This window comes from Cyanobium sp. T1G-Tous (assembly GCF_024345455.1).
Classification (GTDB): Bacteria; Cyanobacteriota; Cyanobacteriia; order PCC-6307; family Cyanobiaceae; genus Cyanobium_A.
This window is the reverse complement of record NZ_JAGQBD010000012.1, coordinates 48663-60619: the sequence shown is the minus strand read 5'-3', so window position 1 is coordinate 60619 and position 11957 is coordinate 48663. Positions and strand designations below refer to the sequence as shown.

Genomic DNA, 11957 nt, shown 5'->3' with positions numbered 1-11957 from the left:
GGCCGCAGTGGCGGCAGGCACTTGCTGTGATCATCCCTCTCCAGCCAGCTGCAGGTCTGCCTCCATTCCCTGCAGCACTACATCGGCCACCAGCTTGATGCGATAGCGGCAGGCCTGGGTTTCGGTGCAGTCGAAACTGCGATGCTCCCAGTATTTGTTGCTGCCCGCACCACCCCCGCATAACCCGAAGTACTCACACTCCTGGCGGCAGCGCTCCACACCGGAGCGAATCTCCTGCAGCACCAGCTGCAATTTGTCTGTTGCAGCGATGGCTTCCAGGCTGTCGTGCAACACATGACCAAAAGCAAAGTCGCCGTATTCGGCGGTGGGCACCGAGAGCAACTCGGGATCAAAGGTCGACACATTGCCGCGGGCGTCCACATTGACGATCGCGAAGGGAGAGTTCATGTCGGTTTGGGCCATGCGGGCATTGCTGCAGGCCAGGCTGACGATCCCGTCAAACTCCCGCAGGCGCAGGCTCCCTGGCTGCTCCATGCAGCGCTGCCAAAACCGCTCCAAAAATGCCCGATAGCGCTGCTCAGCGCAGGGAGCCTCGAGGCTGGAGGCGGCGTTTTCCCCTTCGGTCTCCTCCATGTTGAAGCCCACGTCGGTGATGCCGTGCTCGAGGAAGAAATCAAACAGGCCATCGGCATGGTCGAGGGCGTCGGCGGTGAGCACACAGATCACCTGAAAAGCAATCTGGCGCCGCACCAGCCAGTCGATCCCCCGCATCACCGCCCCATAGGTGGGCAGGCCGGTGCGGGTAACCCGGTGGGCGTCATGCAGAAAGGCAGGGCCGTCCATGCTCACCCCTACGTGAATGTCATTGCGCTCAAAGCAGTCGCACCAAGCCCCATTGATCACGGTGGCATTGGTCTGCAGCGACTGGACGATCGTGCCGGCGGGCAGGCCGCGCCGCTCCAGCAGCTGGCGCAGGCGAGCACTGGCTTGGTCGTAGAAGGATATTGACGCCATCAGAGGTTCGCCCGCATGCCATAGCAGGGTGAATTGACCCTCGAAATAGGGGCTATCGAGCACCCGCTCCACTGCCGCCTCCAGCAGCTCCAGGGAGAGCTGGGTGCGATCACCCCGATCGGGCAGATAGCAATAGTCGCAATCGAGGTTGCAGTAGGGGGTGGGTTGTACCACCAGCAGCCGCACGGGGCCGTAAGCCTGGCTTTCCACTTCAGCAGCCTGGGGAGCGATCAGCGCCAGTAGCGACCACCACCATTTAGGAAGCCCCCATTGCGGAAGCCACCATTACGGAAGCCACCGTTATTGAAGCCGGTGTTATAAAAACCGCCGTTATTGAAGCCGCCGTTATAAAAGCCGCCGTTGCGAAAGCCGCCGTTGCCCCAGCCCATGCCCCCGCCGTTGACGAACACGTAGGACACGGCGTCATCGGGCAAACCAGAGGCTTCGGTGCCATCGCGCTCCTGCACTGCCGCCGCAATTCGGCTCAGCCGCTCCTCAATGCTGAGGGAGGTTGGTTTAGCTGCGGTTTGGTCCTGGGCTGAAGGCTCGTGCTCGGCGCTGGCCAAGGCCAGGGCCGCCGCCCCATCGAGGGGCAGGGAGGCAAGCAGCAACAGGCCGAAGAGATGGGAGCGGTTCAAGAACGCCATAACAACTACAAAAAGGGTTTCAGCGAGGGGATCAGCGGGCGGTCGAAGCAGCCTGACCTTCAAGAACGGGGCGAATCGTCTCAACCCCCAACAGCACAGCCTCAAAGCTGGCGCGGATCACAGACTCGGGCAATCCCAGCGCACTCGCCGGACCAAGCCAGCGGTTCACGGCGGTCACCGTGTCTGGCTGGCCATCGAGATAGCCCTGGAGCAGCCGGGCAATCGCCAGATTGACCACGTTGCGGAAGGCCGAGTCGTTTTCGGCGAGCACACAGCTCACCGCATAGGCCTCGTAGGGCAAAGCAGGACTGAGGGCCAAGCCGGGCAGACCCTGCTGGCGCACCAGCCCCGCCAGCACGATCGTGTCGCCAATTACGCCATCGACGCTACCGGCCTGCATGGCGGCCACGGCAGCCTTGAGGCTGTCAAAGGCGACGGGGATGGCCTTGGGCTGCATGCCCCGCAGTTCGGTTTCACCAAGCGACTGGCGCACCACCCCGATCCGCCTTCCCGCCAGAGCGGCCGGGCTGCCATCAAAACGCCCGCTGGGCGCCAGCAGTCTCACGCCGGAAAGGCCGATCGGCAGCGAGAAATCCACCTGCATGTCCAGCTCCCAGCTGAACGGCAGGCCACAGGCGAGGTCCGCCTTACCGCTGGTGATGCTGTTCACCAAGCTGGACGGATCGCCAGTCGGTGCAAAGCGGACACTCACAGGCCGGCCCACGGCCTGGCTGAGCTCAGCGGCAATACGCTCAGCCACCAAGATGCCGTAGCCGGAGGGCTGGCCCTGGGGGCTCAGCATCATTAGGGGTGGGACGTCGGCAAAACCACTCAGCACCAGCTGGCCGCTGCGCGCTGCCCGCTGCACCGCCCCCTCCTGCTGGGGCTTTGCTGGGGGTTGGGCCGGGAGTTTGGTTTGGGATTGGGCCTGTACCGCCGCCGGCATTACGGCCAGCAGCCCGAGAGCTCCCACGCCAGCAGCAAGCCGGCGACCAAGGCCAGCTAAGCGAGAGCTGCGCTTGGAAAAGCTGCGCTTTGGTGCTGCCACCCAACCTCGACATGAACTAACCGAAGTATGCAGAGGCTCGGGGCCACTGCCAACTGGGCTCAAAAATCAAACCGCATACTGAGATCAAGCCAGGCGCTGCGGGTGATCGGCGCGCTGGTGGAGATCAGGTCGATGCCGCTGCTGGCGTAGTCGCGGAGCTGCTCGGGCTGCACGCCTGAGGCTTCCAGTACCAGCTGCCGGCCGGAGGCCAGGCTGCGCAACTCGGGCACCAGCTGCCGCAACTGGGCCGGCGGGAATTCATCCAGCAGCACCCCATCGGCGCCCGCTTGCACCGCCGCCGCCGCCTCAGCCGCCGTTTCCGCCTCCACAATCACCCGGGCTGGCCAAGGAGCATGGGCCCGCACCGCCGCGATCGCCACCTCCAAACCACCCGCTACCCCACCGGCCCAAGCCAGGTGGTTTTCCTTGAGCATGGCGGCGTCATCGAGGCCCTGGCGGTGGTTGCTGCCGCCACCGCAGCGCACGGCGTACTTTTCAAGTCGGCGCAGGCCCGGCGTGGTTTTGCGGGTGTCGGCAAGGCGCACGCCCGTGCCCTCGAGCTCGGCCACCAGGGCGGCGGTGGCGGTGGCGATGCCGGAAAGCCGCATCGCCAGGTTTAGGGCCGTGCGCTCACCGGCCACCAGGGCAGCGGCTCCACCCTCCAGCTCCAGCAGCCGCTGTCCTGCCACCACCGACTCACCATCAACCACCAGCAACTGCACCCGCAGCGCCGGATCCAGCAAGCGGAACAGCGGCTCCACCAGCACCCCGCCGCAAAACACCCCGGGCGCCTTGGCCAGCCAGTGGGCCCGGCCAAGGCGCCCAGCCAGCGCCGCAGCCGTGAGATCGCCGCGACCGATATCTTCTGCCAACCAGGCGCGCAGCTGCAGCTCCAGCTCGGGGGTGGAAGGCAGATGGGCAGCAGGCATTACCCCTCCGGAGCAGGCCTTCCCATGATGGGTGGTGCCAGTCTGATGAGCACTTCGCATCAGAGCGCTGGCATGGGCAAACCCCGCTGGTGGACCGCCGGTGACCTCGATGGCTTCCTCGGCCTCGGGCTCGACAACCTGATCCAGATCCTGTTGATCGTGGCCCTTTGCCGCGGCGTACTCGGCTATCCCGACAGCCTCATCTTCGGCGCGATCCTGCCTGCCACTGGCATCAGCCTGGTGGTCGGCAACCTGGCTTACGCCCGCCAGGCCTTTCAGCTCGACCAGCGCGAGGGGCGCGACGACCGCACCGCCCTGCCTTACGGCATCAACACGGTGAGCCTGTTCGCCTATGTGTTTCTGGTGATGCTGCCAGTGAAGCTGACGGCCTTGAGCCAGGGCCTGGATCCAGCCGCAGCGGTAACCCTCTCGTGGCGAGCCGGGCTGATCGCCTGCCTGGGTTCGGGGTTGATCGAATGCGCCGGTGCCTTCATCGGCAACAGCCTGCAGCGCTGGCTGCCTCGCGCAGCCCTGCTCTCCACCCTGGCGGGCATTGCCCTGGGCTACATCGCCCTGGGCTTCCTGCTGCGCACCTACGCCCAACCGGTGGTGGGGCTGGCAGTGCTGGCCGTGATCCTGGTGGGCTACTACGCGCCGGTGCGCTGGCCGGTGCCCGCCGGCCTGGTGGCCGTGCTGCTGGGCATCGCCCTGGCCTGGGCCAATGGTTTGATCGACCTCGATCCAGTGCGCTGGCAGAGCAGCACGGCCCTGATTGGGCTCCATCTACCCAAGCTGCAACTGGCTGACCTGTGGCAGGCGCGCGGCCAGCTAGTGCCCTGGTTGGGGGTAATAGTGCCGATGGGACTTTTCAATGTGATCGGCTCGCTGCAAAACCTGGAGAGCGCCGAAGCCGCCGGCGATAGCTATCCGGTGCCCAGCTCGATGCTGATCAATGGCATCGGCACCCTGGCCGCCGCCACCTTGGGCTCCTGCTTTCCCACCACCATCTACATCGGCCACCCGGGCTGGAAGGCCATGGGCGCCCGCATTGGCTACTCCTGGCTCAATGGCGTGGTGATGGGCGCCGCCTGCCTGCTGGGCCTGTTTGGCGTGGTCGGCCAACTGGTGCCAATTGAAGCCGGCATGGCGATCGTGCTGTACATCGGCCTGGTGATCGCTGCCCAGGCCTTCCAGGCCACGCCGCCTCGCCATGCTCCGGCCGTGGCCCTGGGGCTGCTGCCCGGGCTAGCCGGCTGGGGCGCCCTGATGCTGAAAGCTGGGCTGCGGGCCGGTGGCAGCGGCACGGCCGCCAACCCCTTTGGGCCAGCCATGCTGGCCCCCCTGGCCCAGGCCGATGTGTGGGCCGCCGGGGCCTTCGCCCTTGAACAAGGCCAGATCATCACGGCGATGCTGCTGGCGGGCATGCTCGTGTACGTGATCGAGGCCCGCCTGCTGGCGGCGGCGGCCTGCGCAGCCATCGCAGCCCTGCTGTCCTGGTTTGGCGTGATCCACGCCTGGCAATTCACCAGCTCCGACACCGTGCTGCAGCTGGGCTGGGGCGTGGGCCGCAGCTGGGCCCTCGGCTACGCCGTAATGGCCCTGGTGTTCCTGGCAACCCGCTGGGGCCTGCGGCCTCAGCGCTGATGCTGCAGCAAACCGAGGGTGAGGTTGTCTGGGTCGGTCTGAAGATAGACGTAGCCACCACCATTGGCGAGCAGCACCACTTTGTAGTTGTAGGAGACACCCGCAGAATCTCTCTGGGTCATCGAACCCAGGCAGCTGGCAGCCAGCTTGAGATTGCCGCTGTAGGTGACCCGGTCCTGGCGGCCCGCATAGCTCGCCAGGGCCAGGCCCTGCACCGCCCCTGCCTGCCACCACTCCCGCTGCACTACGGCATTGGGCTGCCAGCTGCCAGCCAGCCAGCTCTGGCCCTGCTGCTGGCTGGTGACCAAGCCATCGAGCTGCTCCGGCCGGCAAGCGCCTGGGGCCTGGGCCACGTAGCGCAACGACAGCACCTCACTGGGTGCCACCACCAGGGAAGTGCGCGGCCGGCCCAGGCCGTCCAGGGCGACCGCGTCAGCCATGGCACCGGCCGAACCCTGGCGCTCCACCAGGGCCCAGCAGTTGGTATCGGCTTTCACCTGGCCGCTGTAGCGATCTTCCGTAAAACGGCGACCCTCCCGCAGGTAGCGCACCCCTTCGATGCGGCCATCGGCAAACCAGCGCTCCTGCATCAGCAGGGCCGTGGGTTCGCCCCGCTGCTGACCGCTACCGAGCACCACAAAGGTGCCAGCTGCGGGTGATTTGCATTGGGCCAGAGCCGCCGCGGCCGACTTTTCAGCGGCAGCGGCTGCTGGCACCAGGCCAGCGCAAAGAGCCACGGCGGCAAGCAGGGCGCGGGGATTGGCCATCGATTCACATCATCAAGTGATCGCAGTTTGGCAAGAGGCAGTTTGGGAAAGGACCTACTTGCCAATACAGAAACGCGAAAACACCCGATCCAGCACCGCCTCGCTCACCGCCTCGCCTGTTATCTCGCCGAGGGCACGCACGGCGGCGCGCAGGTCAATCGTCCAGAAGTCCCAGGGCAGCTGCTGCGCCGCAGCTTCAAGGGCAGCCCCCAGGCTCAGGGCTGCTGCCGCCGCCAGATCCCGTTGGCGGGCATTGAGTGCCACCTGCACCCCTTCAAGGCAGCCAGCTCCGCAGCGGCGCAGCAGCTCCGCCACAAGCTCGTCGCGGCCGGCGCCAGTGAGGGCGCAGAAGCGCACATCTGCCGGCTCCCCATCCGCCGGGGGCACCAAACCCACCGGCAGACCCGCTCCATCGGCCTTGTTGCCCGCCACCAGCAGCACGACTCCCTCGGGCACCAGCTCCCGCAGGGCCTGATCCTCCAGGCTCCAGCCGGCGCTGAGATCAAACAGCAACAGCACCGCATCAGCGGCGGCCAGGGCCTGGCGGGAGCGCTCGATGCCCAGCTGCTCAACCCGGTCGCTGGTGGGGCGAATGCCGGCGGTGTCGAGCAGGGTGAGCGGCACGCCGTCGAGCACCAGCTCGCTTTCCAGCAGGTCGCGGGTGGTGCCCGGTAGGTCGGTCACGATCGCCCGCTCTCGCTGGCTGAGCAGGTTGAGCAGGCTGGATTTACCCACGTTGGGCCGGCCCACGATCGCCACCCGCAGGCCACGGCGCAGCAGCTCCCCCTGGCGCGCCTCAGCCACCAGCTGCTCCAGCTCCACCCGCACCGCCGCCAGTTCCGCCGTTACTGCCGCGCCATCGAGGGGGGGCAGGTCTTCCTCGAAGTCCACCCGCGCCTCCAGCTCCGCCAGCTGATCGAGCATGCGCTCGCGCAGGGCGCCGATGCGCAGCTGCAGGCCGCCATCAAGGCCCGCCATGGCCAGCTGGGCCGCCCGGCGGCTGCGGGCCGTGATCATTTCGCTGATCGCCTCGGCGCGGGTGAGGTCGAGCCGGCCGTTTAAAAACGCCCGCTGGCTGAATTCCCCCGGCAGGGCCCGCCGCGCCCCAGCCGCCAGCACCAGCTCCAGCACCCGCTGCACCGCCACCAGGCCGCCGTGGCAGTGCAGTTCCACCACATCTTCCCGGGTGAAGCTGCGGGGCGCCCGCATCAGCAGCAGCAGGGCCTCATCGAGCCGCTCGCCACTAGCAGGATCCACCACATGGCCGTAAAGCACCCGGTGGCTCTCCCAGCTCTGCTGGCCGGGGGCCGCAAACAACTGCCGGCCGATCGGCTCGGCCTCGGGGCCAGAAATCCGCACGATCGCCACACTGCCCTCGCCCGGTGCCACGGCGGTGGCCACAGCGGCGATGGTGTCAGCAAATCCGGCGGGGTCTGGCATGACCCCATTTCAACGCCAAAGCGCCCGAAGATCGAACGCCCTGCTCAGGAATTGGCCGGGCCGGGAAACACCATCAAGTCGATATGGCCGCCGACGGGATGGCGCCATTCGCGGAATTCCTCGGCCAAAGCGTGCTGCTCGCGGGGCAGGGCCTGGGCCTGCAGGTCCTGGAGCCGCTGGTGCACCAGGTCCAGGGTGTCGTCTATCAGTTGGGCCGCCTGCTCGGAGGTCATGGCATCGCCTGCGCTGGATGGGCAGGTTGTAACTGGGCCTTCAAAGACACGCTGTAGCGGACGTCACGACCGCGCCAGCCCCTCCCATCAAGGCAAACACCCCAACAGTGAGAGAATCAACTCCAATTCAGGGGCACTCGTGACGAACGGCAAGGGATCTGCGCGCTCAGCACTGTCGACCCTCCTGCTTGGCTTCGGCGCCGTCGGCGGCTTGGCCCTGCTGGTGTGGCTGACGCTGGTGATGCTCGACCTCAAACACCTCAACACCTCCGGCTTCACCCTGCCCTAGCCGATGCCTGTGCGGGCGATGTCGAGCACATCGGCCATGGAGCGGATCTGATTGATGGTGCTGGCTAGCTGGCTGGCACTCTCAAGCTCCACCCTCAGATCGATGCGGGCCGGCTTGCCGGGATTGGTGCGCACCCGGGCATCGCTGACGTTGATGCGGTGATCTGAAAGGCGGGTGAGGATGTCCTTGAGCACCCCAACGCGATCAAGCACCTCGATGCGCAGTTGCACCGGGTAGCGGCGCGGGCGCGACTCGGAGGCAGAGTTCCAGCGCACCGGCAGCCGCCTTTCGGCCGGCACCTGGGCCACGTTGGAGCAGTCCTGGCGGTGGATGGTGATGCCGTGGTTACCGAGAGCCACCGCGCCAAGAATCTGCTCGCCGGGCAGGGGACTGCAGCAGCCCCCGAGTCTGTAATCGAGGCCCTCAAGGCCGAGGATTGAGCTGGTGCCACCACCACCCACGGGCGCCTGGGGCTCCACCTGGGCAGCGTGGGCCGCCACCTTGGCCGCCACCTGCTCATTGCTGAGCACGGGGGCGGAGGCTTCGCTGGCCAGGCGCATTTCCTCCCGCAGCCTGTTGAGCACCTGATGCAGGGTGACCCCACCAAAGCCGAGGGAGGCCAACAGGTCTTCGGTGCCGGTGAGATTGCAGCGGCGGGCCACCTTGGCCATCGCCTCACCATTAAGCAGGGCATCGAAGCCATCGCGGCCTAGCTCGCGCTCGAGCATCTCCGTGCCGCGCTGGAGGTTGTCTTCGCGGTGGCTGGTTTTATACCAGTGGCGAATGCGATTACGAGCCGTGGGGGTAGCCACGAAATTGAGCCAGTCGAGGCTTGGGTGGGCCGTTTTGGCGGTAACCACCTGCACAAAGTCACCATTGCGCAGAGGCGTGGCGAGCGGGCATAGCCGATCATTAATGCGCACGCCCTGGCAGTGATTACCGATTTCCGAGTGGATGCGATAGGCGAAATCTACGGCCGTAGACCCCTTACGCAAACCCACCACATCGCCATTGGGAGTGAATACAAACACCTCCTCGTCAAACAGATCTTCCTTGATCGAGCGCAAGAAATCGTTGCTGTCGGTGCCGCCGTCATCCTTCTGCCAATCAACCAGCTGCCGCAGCCAGTTGAACCGCTCAGCATCGGCTCCAGAGGCGGCAGGCGAACCGCCCTCCTTGTATTTCCAGTGGGCAGCAATGCCGTATTCGGCCACCTGGTGCATGTCGGTGGTGCGAATCTGCACTTCGATCGGCCGGTGCCGGCCGATCACCGCCGTATGCAGGGATTGGTAGCCATTGGGCTTAGGCAAGCCGATGTAATCCTTGAAGCGCCCCGGGATCGGCCGGAAGGTGTCGTGCACCACCGCTAGAGCCCGATAACAACTCTCGAAGTTGGGGCAAAGAATCCGCAGAGCCGCCACGTCGTAGATCTCGTGGAACGCCTTCTGCTGGCGCTGCATCTTGCTCCAGATGCCATAGAGGTGCTTGGGCCGGCCGCTCACTTCGCAATTAGCCAAGCCCACGGCGGCAAGCCGATCGCGCAGCAATTGCACCGTGACCGCCAGGCGCTCCTCGCGCTCGCTGCGCTTGGTGGCCACCTGCTGCTGCACGTCCCGGTAGGCCTCGGGCTCGAGGATCTTGAAGGCCAGATCTTCCAGCTCCCACTTCAGCCGGCCAATGCCGAGGCGATTGGCCAGGGGGGCATAGATCTCCCGGGTTTCCCGGGCGATGCGCAACTGCTTTTCAGGTTTGAGCGCCGCGATGGTGCGCATGTTGTGCAGCCGATCGGCCAGCTTCACCAGCACCACCCGGATGTCGCTGGCCATGGCCAGAAACATGCGGCGCAGGTTTTCGGCCTGGGCTTCGGTGTGGTTGGTGAAGTGAATGCCGCCGAGCTTGGTAACCCCCTCCACCAGCGCCCGCACCTCGGCGCCGAAGTGCTGTTCGATCTCCTCAGCGGTGACCTCGGTGTCCTCCACCACGTCGTGCAGGAAGCCCGCAGCGATGACGCCGGCGCTGGCACCGATATCGCGCAGTAGGTCGGCAACGGCGACCGGATGAATGATGTAGGGCTCGCCACTGGCCCGAAACTGGCCCTCGTGCAGCTGGTAAGCGAAGTCGAAGGCGGAGACCAGCAGGGCCTCGGCATCGGTGGGGCAGCTCACCCCCTGTCCCGGCGGCACATGCTCGATGCAGCGCTGCAACCACTCCGGCAGGGGCACGCCGTAGTCGGCAGGAGTGCGAATGGGCTTGCGCACCAGAGCTGGAGCTGCCGCCACTCGAGTAGCTACGGCTGTTGCATCCAGATTCGGGGCCGCCCTGAGCATTTCAGCCTGCGGGTTCCCCTCATCGTAGGCAAGTGGGGGCAAGCTGGTGGCCATGACCAGCCCCGTACTCGCAATTGAGAACCTGGTGGTGCGCTACCCCGCAGCGGAGCGCCCCACCCTCGACGGCCTGAACCTGAACCTGGCGTCCGGCGATCGGCTGGCCCTGGTGGGTCCTTCCGGCTGCGGCAAAAGCACCGTGGCCCGGGCCGTGCTGCAACTTCTACCCCCGGGCAGCCAGTGCAGTGGCTCCCTGCTGTTGGCGGGTCAGAACCCCAGCCAAATGGCCCGGCCGGCCCTGCGCCAACTGCGCGGTGAAGCGGTGGGGCTGGTGTTCCAGGACCCGATGACCCGCCTCAACCCGCTACTGACGATCGGCGATCACCTAGCCGATACTCTGGCGGCCCACCGGCCCCGCTGGCAGAGGCGCCAGGTGCGGCAACGGGCGGAAACCCTTCTGATCCGGGTGGGCATCGGCCCGGAGCGCTACGGCAGCTATCCCCATGAATTCAGTGGCGGCATGCGCCAGCGCTTAGCGATCGCCCTGGCGATGGCCCTGGAGCCGCCGCTGGTGATCGCCGACGAACCCACTACCAGCCTGGATGTGGCCGTAGCCGGCCAGGTGATGGCGGAGCTCAGCAACCTCTGCCGCGAAGCGGGCAGCGCCCTACTGCTGATCAGCCACGACCTGGCCATGGCGGGCCGCTGGTGCGACCAGATCGCCGTGCTGGATCAGGGACGCCTAGTGGAACAGGCACCAGCCCGGCAGTTGCTGCTGGCCCCCGCCTCCGCCCTGGCCCAACGGCTGGTGGCCAAGGCGCGGGAGCGGGAGGGCGCTGAAAGTTTGCCGCCACCGCCAGCGCCGCTGCTGCTGGAAATCGAGCAGCTGCGCAGCTGGCATCCACTGCCATCCCTGCCCTGGCAAGCCCGCTGGCTCAAGGCGGTGGATGGCGTCAGCCTGCGCCTGCAGCAGGGCGAAACCATCGGCTTAGTGGGAGCCTCCGGCTGCGGCAAAAGCACCCTCTGCCGCGCCCTGATGGGGCTGGCGCCGGTGCGGGGCGGCACGGTGCGGCTGCAGGGCACAAACCTGCTCAGCCTGCGGGGCCGAGCCCTGCGCCAGGCCCGGCGCGGCATTCAGATGGTGTTTCAAGACCCACTTGCTTGCCTCAACCCCCAGATGGTGGTGGGTGAGGCGATTGCTGATCCCCTACTGATCCACGGCCTAGCCAACCGCTCCCAGGCCCGTCAACGCGCCCGCGAACTGCTGACAGCGGTGGGGCTCACCCCCCCGGAAAGCTTTGAAAACCGCCTGCCCCGCACTCTCTCTGGCGGTCAGCAGCAACGGGTAGCGATTGCCCGGGCCCTAATCCTGGAACCCCAGGTGCTGCTCTGCGATGAGAGCGTCAGCATGCTGGATGCCGAGGTGCAGGCAGATGTGCTGGCCCTGCTGCGGGAGCTGCAGGAGCGCCTGGGGTTGGGGATGCTGTTTGTCACCCACGACCTATCGGTGGCCAGTGGCTTCTGCCACCGGGTGCTGGTGCTGGAGGGGGGAAAGATCGTGGAGGAGGGCCCCGGCTCCCGGCTGCTGAGCGATCCCCAGACCGCCATCACCCGAATCCTGGTGGAAGCCTGCCCGCGACTGCCCACAGCTGCATGAGCCT

11 protein-coding genes are annotated in these 11957 nt (G+C 66.4%); 3 read left to right on the top strand and 8 right to left on the bottom strand.

Going from position 1 to position 11957, the window contains the following annotated elements:
* Positions 1-30 precede the first annotated feature (30 nt).
* The 4 genes from grrM to nadC form a co-directional block, all read right to left on the bottom strand.
* Positions 31-1185 carry a cyclophane-forming radical SAM/SPASM peptide maturase GrrM/OscB gene (gene grrM, locus KBY75_RS08625; RefSeq protein WP_255023613.1) on the bottom strand — a complete coding sequence of 385 codons (1155 nt, stop codon included), beginning with the start codon at positions 1183-1185 and terminating at the stop codon, positions 31-33.
* 20 nt (positions 1186-1205) lie between these two features.
* Positions 1206-1622, bottom strand: a complete 417-nt coding sequence (grrA, locus tag KBY75_RS08620) for a GrrA/OscA1 family cyclophane-containing rSAM-modified RiPP (RefSeq protein WP_255023612.1) — start codon at positions 1620-1622, stop codon at positions 1206-1208.
* A gap of 31 nt (positions 1623-1653) precedes the next feature.
* Positions 1654-2595, bottom strand: coding sequence for an extracellular substrate binding-like orphan protein GrrP (gene grrP / locus KBY75_RS08615; protein ID WP_255023611.1), 942 nt, complete (start codon positions 2593-2595; stop codon positions 1654-1656).
* A gap of 134 nt (positions 2596-2729) precedes the next feature.
* Complete coding sequence (gene nadC / locus KBY75_RS08610; protein ID WP_255023610.1) at positions 2730-3599, bottom strand: carboxylating nicotinate-nucleotide diphosphorylase; 870 nt, start codon at positions 3597-3599, stop codon at positions 2730-2732.
* Positions 3600-3644: 45 nt separating this feature from the next.
* Between nadC and KBY75_RS08605 the strand changes: the two genes are divergently transcribed.
* Entirely contained in the window at positions 3645-5243 is a 1599-nt protein-coding gene (locus KBY75_RS08605) for an NCS2 family permease (protein ID WP_255023609.1), read from the top strand.
* Here the strand turns inward: KBY75_RS08605 and KBY75_RS08600 are convergent.
* Genes KBY75_RS08600 through KBY75_RS08590 form a run of 3 tightly spaced genes read right to left on the bottom strand, consistent with a single transcriptional unit; the run spans position 5234 to position 7683 of the window.
* Positions 5234-6010: a hypothetical protein gene (locus KBY75_RS08600; protein WP_255023608.1), complete on the bottom strand. Its 777-nt coding sequence runs from the start codon at positions 6008-6010 to the stop codon at positions 5234-5236. The two genes, KBY75_RS08605 and KBY75_RS08600, sit on opposite strands and share 10 nt — an antisense overlap.
* A gap of 54 nt (positions 6011-6064) precedes the next feature.
* Positions 6065-7450 carry a tRNA uridine-5-carboxymethylaminomethyl(34) synthesis GTPase MnmE gene (gene mnmE / locus KBY75_RS08595; protein WP_255023607.1) on the bottom strand — a complete coding sequence of 462 codons (1386 nt, stop codon included), beginning with the start codon at positions 7448-7450 and terminating at the stop codon, positions 6065-6067.
* Between the two features lie 44 nt (positions 7451-7494).
* Positions 7495-7683, bottom strand: a complete 189-nt coding sequence (locus KBY75_RS08590; protein ID WP_254935511.1) for a hypothetical protein — start codon at positions 7681-7683, stop codon at positions 7495-7497.
* A 139-nt stretch (positions 7684-7822) separates the two neighbouring features.
* On the opposite strand from KBY75_RS08590, the gene KBY75_RS08585 reads away from it, so the two are divergent.
* Positions 7823-7972, top strand: coding sequence for a hypothetical protein (locus KBY75_RS08585; protein WP_193486314.1), 150 nt, complete (start codon positions 7823-7825; stop codon positions 7970-7972).
* Here the strand turns inward: KBY75_RS08585 and KBY75_RS08580 are convergent.
* Positions 7969-10299 carry a bifunctional (p)ppGpp synthetase/guanosine-3',5'-bis(diphosphate) 3'-pyrophosphohydrolase gene (locus tag KBY75_RS08580; protein WP_255023606.1) on the bottom strand — a complete coding sequence of 777 codons (2331 nt, stop codon included), beginning with the start codon at positions 10297-10299 and terminating at the stop codon, positions 7969-7971. The two genes, KBY75_RS08585 and KBY75_RS08580, sit on opposite strands and share 4 nt — an antisense overlap.
* A 52-nt stretch (positions 10300-10351) precedes the next feature.
* On the opposite strand from KBY75_RS08580, the gene KBY75_RS08575 reads away from it, so the two are divergent.
* Positions 10352-11953 carry an ABC transporter ATP-binding protein gene (locus KBY75_RS08575; RefSeq protein ID WP_255023605.1) on the top strand — a complete coding sequence of 534 codons (1602 nt, stop codon included), beginning with the start codon at positions 10352-10354 and terminating at the stop codon, positions 11951-11953.
* Positions 11954-11957 lie beyond the last annotated feature (4 nt).